The following is a 15,294-nucleotide window of genomic DNA, read 5'->3' as shown; positions in this document are numbered from 1 at the left end:
CAGAACCGGCTACCCGGCGCGGATGGGTCACTCGGCGGAACCAGGGCGCGACGATCACGAACGCCGTACGCACGACGATGCGGCACCTGAAGGACGACCGGCACCTGACACCGATGCTCACCGGTTCGGTCCGGACGAGGAAGTGGAACAGCGGGCGCCCGAGGGGCCGACGGGTCTGTCGAGGCAGTCCTGGGGCGCCGCCCTGAAGAACAGCCTGCGCGAATTCCAGGACGACGAACTCGTCGACCGGGCCGCCGCGTTGACGTACTACGGGGTGCTGGCGCTGTTCCCGGCCCTGCTCGTGCTCGTGTCCCTCCTGGGCATCACGGGCAGGTCCACCACGGACAAGCTGCTGTCCCAGCTGGAGCAACTACCCAGCGGCTCGGCCCGGGACATCATCACCCAGGCCGTGCGGCAACTGCAGGGCAACAGCGGCACCGGGTCCGTCTTCGCGATCGTCGGTCTCCTGCTGGCCCTGTGGTCGGCCTCCGGCTACGTCGCGGCGTTCATCCGCAGCGCCAACGCCGTCTACGACATGCCCGAAGGCCGCCCCATCTGGAAGGTCCTCCCCTTGCGCGTCGGCATCACCGTGATCCTCATGGGTCTCGCCGCCGCCAGCGCTCTCATCGTCGTCTTCACCGGAGGACTGGCCCGTCAGGCCGGCAAGGTCCTGGGCATCGGGGACAGCGCGCTCGCGGTGTGGGCGATCGCCAAGTGGCCCGTTCTGGTCATCCTGGTCGTCTTCATGATCGCGATCCTGTACTGGTCGACACCGAACGCGAAGGTCAGGGGCTTTCGCTGGATCACCGCCGGCAGCTGCCTCGCGCTGTTCCTCTGGCTGGCAGCCTCCGCGGGGTTCGCGTTCTTCGTGGCGAACTTCGCTACGTACAACAAGACCTACGGCACGATGGCGGGCGTCATCGTCTTCCTCATCTGGCTGTGGATCAGCAACCTCGCCATCCTGCTGGGGCTGGAGGTCGACGCGGAGACGGCACGTCAGGAGGCCATCGCCGGCGGCCACCCGGCAGAGGCGGAACCGTACACCGAACCCCGGGACACCCGCGCCTGGGACGAGCAGGACAAACGCCGTATGGACCAGACCTGAACCCGCTCGCGGCGGACAGCCTCGCCCACCCCGGGGTGCCGGGCCGGCCGTCGGCGGTACGAGCACGAGGCGCCCGCTTCCACAGGTACCCGGGGCACGGCCACAGGCCGTACCCCGTCAACGCCTCTGCTCCGCACGGCGGGCGGCGATCCGCGCGCGCATGGTGGCTGCGTCCCGGCTCATGCTCCGTGCGACCTGCCGCATCCGCAAGGTGTCCAGGCGCATGCTCCTGCTTCGCGAACGGGCCCGGGCCAGACGCGCCTCAGGAGAACGGTCTTCATACGTCATGACGGGTGACACCCCTGCTCGACAGCGGGCAGAAGACCCGATCGACGGGCTCGTCGCGAACGCGGCCTGCACCATCCTCGGTACACCTGCTCGTCCAGCCTCCCACCTGCCGTCCCGCAACCACGACTTGAGACTCGACACTTGAGACTCGAGACTTGAGACTCGACGGCGTTCATCGACGAGGCGATCGGCGCTCGAGCCACCCTCGGCGGCCTGGTCGGGGCGGCCCCTGACCATCGCCTTACGCCGCCGCTGTGATGGGTGACCTCGGAAGCGGCCGTCAGGGAGGTGCTCGGAGGAGCTTCCTCACATGCCGATGTCCAGGCAGCTGATCCGGCCGATCTCACTGATCCGCCGTGGCGGATCGGTCCGTCCGGGGTTCTTGGCGGACACCACGGACGCACCTCCTTCGTACTCCCACGCCTCCTCGTCCGGATCCAATGACTCGTCGCTGGTCGCGGCGGTGCGGTGCCGGGCCTCGTCCGCGGCGATGAGCGCACTCGCTGTCAGAGGAAGGCCGTCGTACTCGGATGCGGCGGCCATCAGCCGGGCCGCCGACTTCGCCGCTGTCTCCGGCGGGATGATCAGCAGATCCCAGCGGCCGGTACCGTACGAGAGCAGCAGCAGCTTGTTCGGGTCGATCTCCGGAGTGAACCAGCCGACCTTGACGATGTGGCCGTGCACGGGAACCCTGCGCGGGATGACCGGCCAGCGCTCCGGGTTGACGGCGATGCGGGTGATGCGGCCCCACAGGGGGTCCAACGCGGCGGTCAGCGCGGGCAGTTCGCTCAGCAGGTCCCGCGACCGGGGCCACCAGGCACCGTCGAGGAGTCCGCGGGAACTTCCGTTGTCCTTCAGGACGAGACGCGCGGCCGGGGCTGCGACGGGCTCGGAGTGCGGCAGGGTCGGATGCAAGGTCGCCGGCATGATGCGGACCCGTCTCCGGGGCACCGCTGGGGCGACCCGGGTTTCATCTCTCGCCGAGAACGACCCGGCGTGGAAGCCGGCGTGCGAAATACCCTCGGTGCCGTCCACACTACTCCGCGCTCCACCCAGGCGCTGGGCCACGGCCGCCCGGCCGCCGACCGGCCGGTGCCCACCTGACATGGGCACCGACCGGGGCTTTCGTGGTCAGCGCCTGAAAGCGCCTTTGGCCTTGTCGCCGGACTGCTTCAGATCACCTGAGACGCGGTCGGTCCTGCCTCGCCTGCGCAGCCGCCCGCTGCCGGTGCTCCTGCCGAAGCGCTCAGTGATCCGGCCCGTGAAAGCCTGTGCCCTGTGCCTGAGTGTTCGTCCTGCGCTCATGACTGTCCTTTGCTCGGCTGTTGATGAGCCCCCGTGTTCGGTCGCCGTGCCGCACCGGCAACTCCCCGCGTCGGCGGTGGCGTTGTACGGGTCAGCCGCGGCCGCGGCTGGTCCTGCGCCGGCCACCTCCGCGCCCGCGCATCACGAAGGCGACGAGCCACAGAACCAGGAGGGCAACCGCGACGTACCACAGGATCTGCATGGTGAAGCCGAACCCGAAAATCACCAGGATCAGCAGGAGGAGAAGAATCCACATGAGCATTACCGGACCTCCGGATCACGGCGGAATGCCCTGGGTTCCGCGGGGTCCGGGCGAAGCGGGAAGGCGGGATGTCCCGCCCGGAGAATTCTGGGCGGCGGCATTGCCCTGCGCCGTGTTGTCAGCCAACGCTCGGTGGTGTCCCTTGTCAATGGCCCCGCCAGGTCGCCGCCGTCCTGAGCACGTTCGTGGAACACCGGAACGCGGCCGCACACAAGTCGGGCTTCCCTGTGAGGCGCCCCGGGTGGTGGGCGTTCCCGCGGTCACGGGATGTCGAGCAGGACCTTTCCGACCAGGCCACGCTCGAGCGCGGTGTGGGCGTCGGAGATGTGCTCCAGCGGGAAGCGGTGCAGTGGCATTCCGGCGTCCTCGCCCACGCGCAGGGCGCGTGCGTCCACGGCAGCGGCGACGTCGGTGACCGCCTGCTGCTTCGCGGCGGGCGGCACGGTGTAGACGTAGACGCTCTGCCAGCGCAGATTCGCCGCCAGCGAGGAGAGCACCGGGACGGAGAGCTGTTCGTCCTCGCCGCCGGAGTAGTAGGCCACCACGGCGCCCGGGGCGGTCACCGCAATATCGAGAGCGGCGTTGGTGCCCGGTGCGACTTCCACCACGATGTCGACGCCCTCGGGAGCGAGGGCGCGGATCTCCGCGGCCGCGTCCTGCGTGCGGTAGTCGACCACGTGGTGGGCGCCGGCCGCGTACGCCAGCGCGGCTTTGGCCGGGCTGCTGACCGTGGTGATCACGCGGGCTCCGCCCCAGCGGGCGAGTTGAACGGCCGCGTTGCCGACCGCGCCGGCGCCGCCCGCCACCAGGACGGTCGCGCCCCGCAGAGTGCCGGACGCGATCTGCTCCGGTCCGCCGTCGTGCACGGTCAGTGCGCGATGGGCGGTCAGGGCCGGGATGCCCAGGGCGGCGCCGAGTTCGAACGGAGCATGGTCCGGCAGCGCGACGGCGTGCCGGTCGGGGACGAGTGTGTACTGCTGTGCCGTTCCCCAGGGCCGCTCCCACGCGGCCTCCCAGACCCACACCCGCTGTCCGAGCCGTGCCGGATCGACCTGCGAACCGACAGCGTCGATCACCCCCGCGCCGTCCTGATGGGGCACCTGCTCGTCCATCCCTGGAGGCAGCGCGCGTCGGCGGCTTCGCCAGTCGGTCGGGTTGACGCCCGAGACGTGCACACGGACCCGTACCTCGCCGGGGCCGGGCTCGGGAACCGGACGCTCGACCAACCGGAGGACCTCGGGCCCGCCGGCAGCCGTCCGAACGACGGACTTCATCTCTCACTCATCCTTGGTTCATTCCCGGACGCCCGCCGCCCGGGGAGAATGTTTCGGGGCAGGGAGATCCCCTGAACCCCCTCGACCGGCCCTGCTGTGCTGCCGCGTCAGGTCCCGGAACCGTCAGCCCTCTCGCGCCATCGCCGCCATCAGCGCGTCCAGCAGACCTGGTGCCGCTTTCTGGAGGGCGCTGCGGCGCAGGCGGTGCCCGCGCGAAGGCCCGACCATGACCGGGTGGAAAACGCCCGCCTCGACCAGGATCTTGAAGTGGTGGGTCGCCGTGGACTTGTTCAGGCCCTCGTAGAGGTCCGAGCAGGGGGCTTCGGCGGCGGGGTCCACGGCCAGTCGGCGGACCATTTCCAGGCGGACGGGATCCGCGAGTGCGCGCAGCAGTTTCTGGACCGGGGCGACGGGCGGCAGCTGGTCGGAGGGGGTCTCCCAGGGCGGCATCAGACAACTCCAAGTTTGACGTACATCGTACTTCTCCCTGGCATCCACGAAGTACGACACGCATCATACTTCCCAGGAGTCCTTGTGCCGACACTTCCCCCGGGGCGGCGTCCCCAGCCATGGAGCTATGCGACCCTCCTCGTCCTTCTCATGCTCGGGCAGGCGACGTCCGCCATCCCCTCACCGCTCTACGGCGCGCATGCGGCGGGCGTCGACCCGGAGTCCGCGCAGGAGGGTGGTCGTCTCGGTGAGGGCCGTTCCGGCGGTGACGGCGAGTTCGGGCAGGACCCGCCAGGGGACGCGCCGCGGTGATCGCCGTAGGGCTCGAAGACCTCGGCGATCTCGGTCCGGGAGAGGTCGATGATGTTGCGGGCCAGGCGCGCGCATGTCGCGGTGAGCAACGAGCACAGCCAGCCGAACTCGGCGACCCCGTCGCGGGCCGCATGCCAAGGGCGTCGCGGTGTCGCGCAGACCGAGCAGCCGGGCCATGCCGCTTCGGACGGCTGCCGCGTGGGGGCCGAACGCCGCCGCGGTGCCGCCGGCTCCGGACAGGGAGATCACGCCGACGCGCGGCGCGGCCTCGGCCAGGCGCTGCCGGTGACGGGTGAACTGTGCCAGGAGGGTGGCCAAGGTCGCGCCGAACGTGGTGGGTACGGCCTGCTGGCCGTGGGTGCGGGCCGCCATCACGGTGGAGGCGTGCTCGGTGACACGGTCTGCGAGGACGTCGCCGAGTTCGGCGATCCGTCGTTCGAGAGCCGCCAGTGAGCGGACCATCTGCAGGGCGAGACCGGTGTCCATGATGTCCTGTGTGGTGGCGCCGTAGTGCACCCGGCCGCCGGGTCCCGGCGGGAGCCGACGGCTGATCTGCCGGACCAGGCCCAGGATGGGGTAGCCGACGGTACGACGGCGGTCAGGGGTCGGTGTCTCCCGGGCGCCGGGCGGCCGGTGCCCCCGGGGGCAGCGGGCGGTCGGTGTCCCCGGGGCGAGGGGTCAGCCCGCTGCCAGCGCGGCGTTGATCGCGTCGGCCATCGGGGTGCTGGAGGCCGGGTTCTGGCCGGTGAAGAGGTTGCCGTCCTGAACGGTGAACGCCTGGTAGGCGTCGCCCTGCTCGTGCCGGGCGCCCATCTCGCGCAGACGGCTCGCCAGCAGCCACGGAGCGTTGTCCGCGGTGCCGAACAGCTGCTCCTCCTCGTCGGTGAACGCGGTCATCCGCCGGCCGGTGAAGACCCACTTGCCCTGCTCGTCCACGGCGGACAGCAACGCGGCCGGACCGTGGCAGACCGCACCGACGATCTTCCCGGCGCGGTCGGTCTCGACCAGCAGCCGGCCCAGGTCCGAGTCCTGGAAGAGGTCGACCACGGGGCCGTGCCCGCCCGGCAGCACCACGGCGTCGTAGTCGGCGGCCGAGACCTCGTCCAGCTTCAGCAGCGGCCCGAAGTCGCTGAGCGCCTTCTGGGCGTGGGCCACGTGCCGGGCGCAGTCCTCACCGGCGAGCGCCGGGTCGGCGCTGTGCTGGTCCAGCGGCTGCAGCACACCTCCGGGGGAGGCGAAGTCGACGGTGTGTCCGGCGCTCACGAACGCCTCGTGCGGCGCGGCCAGTTCCTCGGCCCAGTAGCCCGTGGGGTACTGGGAGCCGTCGGTGCGCTCCCACACGGCGGCGGCGGACATGACGATCAGGATGCGACTCATGACTTCTTCCTCAACTTCTCGAGCATGTGCGGCTTGTGGCGATCAGCCGGTCATCTGCGGGACCGGCCACCGGATCGGCTGATCCGGTGCCGCATCCACTGTCTCCCTGCCCCGGCCGCCTCAAGGCGGCCATCACTGACCCTGACCTGCATAGGTCCGCCGCGCCTGGGACTGACAGTCCTTGTCGAGACGGCCATGACCGCAGCGAACCGGACCACACTGGCCATGTGGCCATGCGGCCGCCTCGAACCGCGAACTCGCCGCTTTCCTGTGCCAGGCCCGTGCACCGTGCACTGCTCTTCACTCCGCTGTCGGCGGGCCTGGCTGTCGGTGCCCGCTCTCACAGCGGGCGACGGGGCGGTTCGGCGCCCGGACGATGATCGCTGTCGACGACGATCGCTGTCGGCACCGCGCTCATGGGCGTGGCGTTCGCCGAAGTGGCCGGGCTCGGCGCTCACACCAGTCCCGTCTGGTTCGTCGTGGACGCGTTCGCCCTGCAACTGGGCAGCGCGCTCGGGGTGTTACGGGGCGTGACCGAAGGGCCTCCCACAGCCCTCGCACGCGGTCATCCGTGCGCGGGATCGAGGGCGAGGGCGGGGGAGAGGAGCCACCCGGCCCGCCCGGCGCCGGAGCGCTGTGCCGGGCGGTGGCTGCCTCCGTCACCTTCAGCGTGAGACGGACGAACCGGGCGACGGTCCGGGGAGGGGCGGACCGACCGCAAGGACTGCCGCGCACCGGTCAGGACGCCGAGCGGTGGGGCGGCAGTGCCGGTCCGCCACTCGCCGCTCGGCCGAGTGTCAGGCGGCGTGGGGGCCGGGGGCGGCGAGCGCCCCGTTCACCGTTCAGACACCCCCGGTGAACCGCTCGACGCCGTCCACCGCCTCACACCGAGGCCACCCCGCCGCCGACCAGCCAGCCATCACCGGTGACGGCAGTCACCGTCCCGACAAGATCACCAACAGAGTGACGGCGTTGGCGCTAGCGACTCTTGTCGCCGGCCTTTTCGAGTTCGCGGGAGATGGCTGCTTCGTCCCGCCCCCGCACGGTCTCTTCCAGACTGTGGTCGTCCCGCTGTGCGAACCGCTCGCCTCTGGCGAAGTCGTCCTCGCTCAGCACCTGGCCGCACCACTCCCCCCGCCCCGCCACCTGGTCGTCGAACGGCACCGCGGCGCCCTCTCCGAGGACGACCCACCGGCCGGCGTCCCAGCGCAGGGCAAGGACATACGTGTGACCGGTCTCCAGCCGGGGCGCCTCCGCAGCCGTGCCCTTGACCCGTTTGCCGTTCCGGTACACCGACCAGCCGGGGGCGGTCATGTCGAACGCGCTCCCCAGCTCATGCCGCGGCGTGTGAGCGGACCACAGCACCTTCTCCTTCGAGAGCGTCACCGTCCGCTCGACCGTGTACCGTACCGACCCCTTGTCGACGTCCTGCCTGTTGATGTCCCGCTCGGAGGTCGGCAAGGCCACCACCACATGATCAGCGCCCGCCTTCCAGTCCGCGGCGGTCTGGGACGGGTAAGGGTCATCGGCCGCGCCGCAGCCCACCACGGTGCGCAACCCCTCCTGGCCGATCAGTACACCTGCGGTAATACCGACCGCGGAGAGAATCGCTATGGCGAGTCTGCCGGACAGCGGCGGACGGTGCGTGAACTGCACTCCAGAACTCCCGTTCTCGAACAGTATCGGGCTGTTCGGTCTGTATCTGCATTGATCACTTTCCTTGCTGGTTGGTTCCGAGATGTCGAACTGGGCTCAGTCACGCGGCCGGTCCGGGGAGGTCGACGGTTCCGCCAAGGTCCACGACGCCAGCAGGCTCAGCGCCTGGGCGGACGCCGACTCGGGTTCGGCGGTGTAGAGGAAGAGGGTGGTCTCGGTGTCTCCGGGAAGTGCGAGAGTTTCGTAATCGACCGTGAGCTCGCCGACCAAGGGGTGACTCAGCCGCTTGGAACCGTGCGTGCGCTGGTGCACGCGATGCTGTTGCCACCAGTGGTCGAAGTCGTCGCTCAGTTCCCGCAGCTCGGCAACGAGCGCCTGCGTGGCCTGCCGCTCCGATGCGTGGACCGCGTCCAGGCGCAGGTTCTCCACCGCGGCACGGGCCTGCACTTCCCAGTCGACGAACAGGTCGCGCGCGTCCTGGTCGAGGAAGAGCCAGCGGGTGTAGTTGCGTTCGGTGGCCGGCATGGCGTCGAAATCCGCGAACAGGGCTCTGGCCATCCGGTTCGCCCCCAGGACGGTGGACCGGCGTCCCAGGATGAGGGCGGGAACAGCGCTGTCCAGGGAGTCAAGGAGCCGGTGGAGCCCGGGGCGCAGGCGCTGGACACCGGGCGTACGTGCCGGAGGACGGGCGGCGGTGATGCCGACGAGATTCTTGAGGTGGGCAAGGCCTGCCTCGTCCAGTCTCAGGGCGTGCCCGATGGCTTCGACGACGGCAGGGGACGGATTGATGGGGCGGCCCTGCTCAAGACGGGCGTAATAATCGGCGGACACCCCCGCCAGGAGGGCGACTTCCTCGCGCCGAAGTCCCGGCACGCGCCGGACCCGTCCGTCCGGTGGCAGCCCCGCCTGCTCGGGGTCGCACTGGGCGCGGGAGCGCTTGAGGAAATCGGCGATTTCACGGTTGACGGAAGCCATAGGAACAAGTCTGTGGCACGAAAAGCGCTGATGGCCGCCCAAACTGGGTCCGTCAGTCCTAGTCACCAGCGACCCAGGACACACAGGACATGGCCCCGAACGGAGCTCCGCTGTCGCCGACACTCCGCGGCGGTTCACGCTCGAGGCAGGACCGGAACAGCAGCCCTGGTCCGGCTCCCCGTCCAGCACTTACGAAGGAGGAACACTCATGCCTGCCACCATCGCTCCTGCCACCATCACTCCTGCCACCATCGCTCCCGCCGGTCCGCTTCGGCACCGGCGCCTCCCGTGGGACCGGGCTGGAGCTGACCCGGCAGTCGCTTGCCAGGTCTGCCTGAAGTGAGGTTCTGCTCACGGCCGGGCTGACGCTGGTGCCGGGGCGGCGGGCATCGGACGCGCCGGGCCCGCCGCCCGCCCGTCAGTGGACCTCGACCGTGCCGTCGCCGCTGGCGAAGGCGGGGTCGCCGAGGCCGAAGGTGGCCGTGACGGTTGAGCCCGCCGGAGCGTCGACGCGCGTGTGGGCCCACACCTTGCCGCCCTGCCCCGGACCGAAGCCCAGGTCGGTGCCGTCGCAGGTCAGCGTGTGCCGGTCGGTGGACGGGGTGCACTGGTGGTCGACGATGCCCTTGCCGTCCACCCACTGCGACACGTGCGGCTCGGCGAAGGAGTGGCCCGGTCCCGCGGTGACACGCACCGTCTGCGGACCGAGGGCGTGCTGCCCGGTGTTGGTCACCTTCACGGCGGGGAAGGCGTCCCCGCCGGTGGTAGCCGGGTCGGCGGCCAGACCGGTGACGGTCGCGCTGGCGGGCGGCTCCGGCGGTCGGATCTCCCCGGGCACGTTCCACCGGGTGGACGGCGGGCTGTCGCCCGAACGCAGTTGCACGTACTGCCAGTTGCCGTTGGGCGTCCGGGCCAGCATCCGGTCCGGGGCGTCGGCGGGGCTGATGGTCGCCGAGCCGTCACCGGCCGCTTTCACCAGCCAGTTCTGCGCCGGGTAGTTCGCGGAGCACTTCCCGACGGTCACCCCCACGGGCTGGTGCGCCAGGCAGAGGTCGGGGCCCGCCAGGCGGATGGCGTACGTGCCGGGGCCACGGGACTCCAGGGTCCAGTAGACGTTCCGGAAACCGGTCCACTTCCCGGCGGGCAGGGTGATGGCCTTCCGCCCGACCTGCGCCACGTCCTGGAACAGGCCGAGGCGGCTGCCGTCGCTCTGGTTGGTGATCTGCCCGATAGCCGGTGCGGCCGGGTCGGCGGAGGCGGGGGCGGCCGACGCGCCGCCCAGTACGGCGGCCAGCATCAGCGCGCACACCGGCCATTTGCGGGGCCGCGCGCGCCGTGGGGAGACCGCCGGTCGGGCGGCGGTGAGGGGACGGTCGTTGAGTCGCATCTCGTCTGGTCCTTTGTTCCGGTGGCGGCCGGGCGGCTGCCCGCCCGCTCTGCCTGTCCTGTCGCCCGGGGAGGCCGCCGTCCTACGGCGGTGACGGAAGCCCTGTGCACCCTGCGAGGACTTCGGGGCGGGTCGGTGGAACCCGGCGGCGGGAACGTTTCGCGACCGGACAACCCTCTCCGCATGAGAGGCCGCCACGGCGTACGGAGATTCCTGCACTTTGTACGAACCCGGCGCGGGTACCGACTTTCCGGGCTCCTCCACGCGCATGCCTTGAGTGATCCGCCGGGCGGTGTGCCCGGCGACCGCAGCACGCAACGAGGAGCACGACATGCGACACATCAGCAGGGCCGCGGTGGCGCTCGCCGCGGCCGGAACGCTCTCCCTGGGCCTGGCCGCCACGGCGTCCGCCGCCGATGGCCCGCCGGGAAGTCAGATCGAGGGCACGGTACGGGTGTGGGACGAGATCTGGGGAGCGGAGAGCGTCTACAACAACACCTGGGCGGGCTGCCACGAGGGTCTACCCGGCGACTCCGTCATCGAGGTCCACAACCGTACGACGGTGCCGGTCCTGGCCTTCGCCGAGCCCGGCTGCACCGGCCCATACACCGAGGTACCGCCGGACACGGTGGTCAGCGACCTGCGCGCGGCGAGCGTGTACGTGCTGGGCTGACCGGCTACCGGGACGCGGACCGGGCTGTGAGGGAAAACCCGTACCGCCCGGTCAGTCTCACCGGGCGGGCGGCCACACGGCCCGGCCTTCCTCAGACAGGGGCGGAGCCTCTCGGGCAGCGCCGGTGGCGTCCAGCCTGCCCGCCCCTGGAGATAGCAGACGATGAAGCACACGTACTTCGTCGGCAGGGGACGCCCGCGCGTCAGTTCGCCTCCGGCCCGAACCGGCGTTTGTACGCCGACGGTGTGATGCCGGTCTCGCGGCGCATCAGCGTGCGCAGGTTGGCGGCGGTGCCAAGCCCGCTGCGTCGCGCGACCACCTCGAAGCGGGACTCACCTCGCTCGATCAGCCGGCACGCCAGAGCAAGCCGTTCCCCTGTCTGCCACGCCGGCGGCGTCGTGCCCAGTTGCGCCTGGAAGCGGCGATCTTCAGTCGGACCGAACTCAACGGGCTGCTGACAAGCTCCTGGCCGGGGCCGGGGCCGGGGCCGGGCGCGGGGGCGCGGTGGCGCCGAGGCCCGTCATGACGGCGACGGCTTCGTGCTCTCCGCCTGGGCCGGCTTCCCCCGCCGCTGACGTGACTCCCGCGCTCGGCAGCGGTCACGGTCGGACGTCCGGGCCGCGGCCAGCCAGAGCCCCCGATCCGCCAGAGCCCGACCCCAAGCCGCCGCTACATCCGGAAACCCGCCGGCCCCCGCACCGCAGCGGCGGCGAGTTCGCTGACCCGGGCGGCGGGTACGGGCACACCGGGCGCCTGCTGGACCCAAGCCACGAATTCCCTGACGGTGAGGCCGGACGGCGGCTGCCCCACATACGGGACGGCGTACAGGGGGCTGTTGGGTTCGCTGCGCCAGCTGTCGGCCAGCGTACCGAGGTCCACCGAATCAAACCCGAGGTCGTCCAGCAGGTCCGCCACCTCCTTCTTGGCGTCCGGGTCGTCGCCGGAAAGCGGCAGCGCGGTACGGTCGGAGGCTCCGGTCGGGCGGAACAGCTCCAGCAACTGCTTGGGGCCGATGTTGTGCAAGGCCTTCACCACCCGGGCGTCCACGAGGTGGCGCTGCACCATTTCGCTGGAGGTCAGCTCGTCACTGTCGAGTACCGGTATCCCGAAGTCGGCGTGGGGCGCGTAGTTCATCGGGTCGATCACGGTCTTGCCGGCAAGCTCGGCCCGAGGCAGTTTCTCGTAGGCGGCCAGTGGCACGGAGGCGAGGACGAGATCACCGGCGCTCGCCGCTTCGGCCGGGGTGGCCGCGCGGGCCCGCGCGCCCAGCTCCGCGACGAGACCGGCCAGCGTCTCTGGGCCGCGTGAGTTGCTCAGGACGACGTTCAGGCCGGCGTCGACGGCGCGGCGGGCGGCCCCGAGGCCGACCATGCCGGTGCCGATGACGCCGAGGGTTGTTGTGCTCACTCTGTTCTCCGTTCGCGTGTCCCCGCGTCGCGGCGGCGGGCAGGGCCGCCCCGGCGGGCTCGTACCCATCACAGCCGGAGTGAGCTGTGCGAACAATGATCAGAACCGCTCCGCAGCGATCACATCATGTGATAGATCAGGCAGATGGAACTGAGAGCGCTGCAGTACTTTGTGGCCGTAGCCGAGGAGCTGCATTTCGGGCGCGCGGCGCAACGGCTGGGCATAGTGCAGCCGGCGGTCAGCCAGCAGATCGCCCGGCTCGAACGCGAGCTCGGCGTGCGCTTGCTCGACCGCACCTCGCGCCGGGTACGGCTCACCCCGGCCGGCGAGCGAGTGCTCGCCGCGGCCCGTAGGACCCTCGCTGCGGCGGCCCGGGTGCGGGTGGTTGCCGGAGAACCGGCGGCCGTCCTGCGGATCGGTGTGGCGTCCTGCGTCACCCGACGGCTCGACCGGGCGGTGGGCCGCCTGAGCGCCGGCGAACGCCCCGCCGAGCCGACATTGGTCGACCTGCCGGTGGCCGCGCGACTCGACGCCGTCCGCGACGGAGAGCTGGACCTGGCGCTGGTGCGGGGCGCACTCACCTCCGCGGCGGTGACGGTGGTGCGTGCCTGGTCCGAGCCGCTGCACGCGGTGCTCCCGCGTGAACACCCGGCCGCCGACAAGCCCGTGGTCAGCCTGTACGACCTCGACCCGTACGGTCTGCGGCTTCCCGCCCGGGAAAGTGACCCGGCGATGTATGACGCGATCCTCGCCGCCCTGCCGGTGGTCCCGCCGCGGCCACCGGCCGGGGACATGCTCAACGTATTGTTCGAGGTGGGCCGGGATCCCGAGGGCTGGACGCTGATGGCTGCCGAGCAGTTCGACGGGACCCGCTCCGAGCGGCTGCTCCAGAGGCCGCTCGACCCGCCGGTGACCGTCGACGGCCACGTCGTCACCTCACTGGCCACTCCGGAGCCGTGCGTGGCGTCGTACGTGGCCGCGTTCGCGGACTGAACTTCAGCCTCGGGTAAGTGTTTTTTCTTCCTGCTTCTCTGTTCCGGCTGGAACCCCGCACCGCTTCCGACCGGTGATCGACGGCACTCTCATCCCCCCCCCGCCCGCGTAGAACCCCCGCGCTTGCAGGTCATCTGGCTCTGGGCCGCACGGAAGACACGAGACCTCAGCGGCGCGTCGGGCGGGAAGTTCCCATAGAACTGGATGAGTGGTCCGGCGGCCGGCCGGTGCGTGACACCGGTGTCGCGGGAGACTGCGCCCGAAGGACATCTGCCCCGCCCTGGACGTCGGCACTGAACCCCGGCGAAAGCTCGCGGAACACCCACTGACACCTCACACCGACGCGCTTGGTAGTTCTCAAAGGCGAGCAGAAGTCAGTCAGCCCCTCCAGCCGTCGGCTTACCCGCGCGCCCGCCTGCCGTTCCGACGGCGGATCCGACCGCACAGGTCTGAACGAGCTGGTGGGTCCTCGCGCGTCGTGCGGAGGTCTTGACGGCGTAGAAGCAGGTGGCAGCGCCGGCCAGGGCAGTGGGCACCAGCAGGTAGGGGCCGCAGAAAATGAGCACGGTGCCCACGACAGGACAGCTGGCAGCGGCGCTGATCCGCAGGAGAGTGCGGCCCCGTAGCAGGACCGTCGCGGAGGCGAGTCCGGCCAGGGTGACGGCGGCCAGGCAGGCAGAGGTGGCCCGCAACAGGCTGTCCAGGCCGATGAGCCCGAATGCCGCCGTCACGGTGATCACCGCCGAGGCCAGCGTGACGACCGTAAGGCTGCGCCGTGGGACGGCTGAGGCTCCCGAGGCTCCAGTGATGATGCCGAGCGGCAGGGCGCCCTGGTGGCCCAGCGCCTCACCCAGCCGGGCGGCTCCAGCGAGGTAGGCGTTGACCGCGCCGAAGGTGAGCAGGAGTGCAGCGGTTGCGGCCACCGCGCGGGCGGGTGCACCGAAGCCCTCCTCCAGGAGGAGCGTAAGAGGGGTGGTGGTGGTTCCGGCCCGCGGTCCGAGCACCCCGATGGTGACGAGGGCAATTCCCAGGTAGAGGACGCTGACGATGCCCCAGGCCAGCAGGGTTGCGCGGGGAAGGTCACGGCTGGGCACGGCGAACTCCGCCGAGAGGTGGCTGATGGCTTCCCAGCCCGCGAAGGCGAAGAACAGGATGCCCGCCGCGATTCCGACCGAGGTCCAGCCGTGAGGCAGGAAGGGAGTGAAGTGGGCGGGCCGGACATGCGTGCCGGTCACCGCGATGGTGACCACCAGCAGGGAGCTGAGAAGTCCGACCATGAGCAGTTGCATCCGGCCCGAAAGGCGCAGGCCGACGAGGTTGCTGCCGTAGGCCGTGGCCAGGACCAGCAGGGCGACCGTGGCCGCGGTGGAGCGCCCCCACCCCGCGGCGACTGCCACGTACTCCCCGCCGATGAGGGCCGCGGCAGGTACGCCCAGGGGGACAGCCCAGTAGAACCACCAGCCCACCGGCGCGGCGAGTCGTGGCCCGAAGGCTGCGCGGGCGAAGGCCGCCACCCCGCCGTCATCGGCCTGCCGGGCACCCAGCGCGGCGAACACCCAGGCAATGGGAAGGCTCATCACGAGGAGCCCGAGCCATGCCAGGATCGACCCCGGCCCGGCGACCGCCGCGGCCGTGGACGTCAACGTCAGCGCCCCGGGCCCCAGCACCGCACCGATGCACAGCGCCGTACCTGTCCCGACCCCCAGACCAGAACGCCTCTCCATCACACGCCTCCACTCGTTGTTCGGCTGGTGCAGGTGAACGTAGAGCGATCGGCCGGGGTGCAGGTGAGACGCCGAAGGCAATTCGGCGGATCTGCAAAACTGGCGC

General features: G+C 70.9%; 14 protein-coding genes and 1 pseudogene. 3 read left to right on the top strand and 12 right to left on the bottom strand.

Annotated features, from left to right (window positions below):
* Positions 1-22: 22 nt before the first annotated feature.
* Positions 23-1,105, top strand: a complete 1,083-nt coding sequence (locus ACH4RC_RS13660; protein ID WP_398199444.1) for a YihY/virulence factor BrkB family protein — start codon at positions 23-25, stop codon at positions 1,103-1,105.
* A gap of 594 nt (positions 1,106-1,699) precedes the next feature.
* Here ACH4RC_RS13660 and ACH4RC_RS13655 read toward each other — a convergent pair.
* The 9 genes from ACH4RC_RS13655 to ACH4RC_RS13615 all read right to left on the bottom strand — a co-directional run bounded on the left by ACH4RC_RS13655 (position 1,700) and on the right by ACH4RC_RS13615 (position 10,391).
* A complete protein-coding gene (locus ACH4RC_RS13655) occupies positions 1,700-2,428 on the bottom strand; it encodes a DUF5994 family protein (protein WP_398199442.1) in 729 nt (242 codons plus the stop codon).
* A gap of 361 nt (positions 2,429-2,789) precedes the next feature.
* The gene (locus ACH4RC_RS13650) at positions 2,790-2,954 is read right to left on the bottom strand and encodes a hydrophobic protein (RefSeq protein ID WP_398199440.1); all 165 of its coding nucleotides are present in this window, start codon (positions 2,952-2,954) and stop codon (positions 2,790-2,792) included.
* A gap of 266 nt (positions 2,955-3,220) precedes the next feature.
* Positions 3,221-4,234 carry an NADPH:quinone reductase gene (locus ACH4RC_RS13645; RefSeq protein WP_398199438.1) on the bottom strand — a complete coding sequence of 338 codons (1,014 nt, stop codon included), beginning with the start codon at positions 4,232-4,234 and terminating at the stop codon, positions 3,221-3,223.
* A gap of 123 nt (positions 4,235-4,357) precedes the next feature.
* Positions 4,358-4,684 (bottom strand): ArsR/SmtB family transcription factor, encoded by a 327-nt coding sequence (locus ACH4RC_RS13640; RefSeq protein WP_398199437.1) that lies wholly within the window; start codon positions 4,682-4,684, stop codon positions 4,358-4,360.
* 180 nt (positions 4,685-4,864) lie between these two features.
* On the bottom strand, positions 4,865-5,548 hold the full coding sequence (locus ACH4RC_RS13635) for a lyase family protein (protein ID WP_398200477.1): 684 nt from the start codon (positions 5,546-5,548) through the stop codon (positions 4,865-4,867).
* Between the two features lie 126 nt (positions 5,549-5,674).
* On the bottom strand, positions 5,675-6,373 hold the full coding sequence (locus tag ACH4RC_RS13630; protein ID WP_398199434.1) for a type 1 glutamine amidotransferase domain-containing protein: 699 nt from the start codon (positions 6,371-6,373) through the stop codon (positions 5,675-5,677).
* 978 nt (positions 6,374-7,351) lie between these two features.
* Entirely contained in the window at positions 7,352-8,029 is a 678-nt protein-coding gene (locus tag ACH4RC_RS13625; protein WP_398199431.1) for a hypothetical protein, read from the bottom strand.
* A 96-nt stretch (positions 8,030-8,125) separates the two neighbouring features.
* Positions 8,126-9,004: a helix-turn-helix transcriptional regulator gene (locus tag ACH4RC_RS13620; protein WP_398199429.1), complete on the bottom strand. Its 879-nt coding sequence runs from the start codon at positions 9,002-9,004 to the stop codon at positions 8,126-8,128.
* A gap of 418 nt (positions 9,005-9,422) precedes the next feature.
* A complete protein-coding gene (locus tag ACH4RC_RS13615) occupies positions 9,423-10,391 on the bottom strand; it encodes an RICIN domain-containing protein (protein WP_398199426.1) in 969 nt (322 codons plus the stop codon).
* Positions 10,392-10,722: 331 nt separating this feature from the next.
* Between ACH4RC_RS13615 and ACH4RC_RS13610 the strand changes: the two genes are divergently transcribed.
* Positions 10,723-11,064 (top strand): hypothetical protein, encoded by a 342-nt coding sequence (locus ACH4RC_RS13610; protein WP_398199424.1) that lies wholly within the window; start codon positions 10,723-10,725, stop codon positions 11,062-11,064.
* A 202-nt stretch (positions 11,065-11,266) separates the two neighbouring features.
* On the opposite strand, the pseudogene ACH4RC_RS13605 reads toward ACH4RC_RS13610, so the two are convergent.
* Positions 11,267-11,497, bottom strand: a pseudogene (locus ACH4RC_RS13605) (helix-turn-helix domain-containing protein); the annotation flags it as partial.
* A 236-nt stretch (positions 11,498-11,733) separates the two neighbouring features.
* On the bottom strand, positions 11,734-12,471 hold the full coding sequence (locus tag ACH4RC_RS13600) for an NADPH-dependent F420 reductase (protein WP_398199422.1): 738 nt from the start codon (positions 12,469-12,471) through the stop codon (positions 11,734-11,736).
* A 144-nt stretch (positions 12,472-12,615) separates the two neighbouring features.
* On the opposite strand from ACH4RC_RS13600, the gene ACH4RC_RS13595 reads away from it, so the two are divergent.
* Positions 12,616-13,464, top strand: coding sequence for a LysR family transcriptional regulator (locus tag ACH4RC_RS13595; RefSeq protein ID WP_398199420.1), 849 nt, complete (start codon positions 12,616-12,618; stop codon positions 13,462-13,464).
* Positions 13,465-13,838: 374 nt separating this feature from the next.
* On the opposite strand, the gene ACH4RC_RS13590 is transcribed toward ACH4RC_RS13595, so the two are convergent.
* On the bottom strand, positions 13,839-15,188 hold the full coding sequence (locus ACH4RC_RS13590) for an APC family permease (RefSeq protein WP_398199418.1): 1,350 nt from the start codon (positions 15,186-15,188) through the stop codon (positions 13,839-13,841).
* Between the last annotated feature and the right edge of the window lie 106 nt (positions 15,189-15,294).

This window comes from Streptomyces sp. NPDC016845, from assembly GCF_044332585.1.
Lineage (GTDB): Bacteria > Actinomycetota > Actinomycetes > Streptomycetales > Streptomycetaceae > Streptomyces.
The sequence above is the reverse complement of the archived record's forward strand: the minus strand, read 5'-3'. Positions and strand labels throughout refer to the sequence as shown.

What these genes read in the sequence shown, in the direction of transcription:
- ACH4RC_RS13660 (WP_398199444.1), top strand. Translation starts at nt 23, where the DNA reads ATGGGTCACTCGGCGGAACCAGGGCGCGACGATCACGAACGCCGTACG.
- ACH4RC_RS13650 (WP_398199440.1), bottom strand. Translation starts at nt 2,954, where the DNA reads ATGTGGATTCTTCTCCTCCTGCTGATCCTGGTGATTTTCGGGTTCGGC.
- ACH4RC_RS13645 (WP_398199438.1), bottom strand. Translation starts at nt 4,234, where the DNA reads ATGAAGTCCGTCGTTCGGACGGCTGCCGGCGGGCCCGAGGTCCTCCGG.
- ACH4RC_RS13640 (WP_398199437.1), bottom strand. Translation starts at nt 4,684, where the DNA reads ATGCCGCCCTGGGAGACCCCCTCCGACCAGCTGCCGCCCGTCGCCCCG.
- ACH4RC_RS13630 (WP_398199434.1), bottom strand. Translation starts at nt 6,373, where the DNA reads ATGAGTCGCATCCTGATCGTCATGTCCGCCGCCGCCGTGTGGGAGCGC.
- ACH4RC_RS13620 (WP_398199429.1), bottom strand. Translation starts at nt 9,004, where the DNA reads ATGGCTTCCGTCAACCGTGAAATCGCCGATTTCCTCAAGCGCTCCCGC.
- ACH4RC_RS13615 (WP_398199426.1), bottom strand. Translation starts at nt 10,391, where the DNA reads ATGCGACTCAACGACCGTCCCCTCACCGCCGCCCGACCGGCGGTCTCC.
- ACH4RC_RS13610 (WP_398199424.1), top strand. Translation starts at nt 10,723, where the DNA reads ATGCGACACATCAGCAGGGCCGCGGTGGCGCTCGCCGCGGCCGGAACG.
- ACH4RC_RS13595 (WP_398199420.1), top strand. Translation starts at nt 12,616, where the DNA reads ATGGAACTGAGAGCGCTGCAGTACTTTGTGGCCGTAGCCGAGGAGCTG.
- ACH4RC_RS13590 (WP_398199418.1), bottom strand. Translation starts at nt 15,188, where the DNA reads ATGGAGAGGCGTTCTGGTCTGGGGGTCGGGACAGGTACGGCGCTGTGC.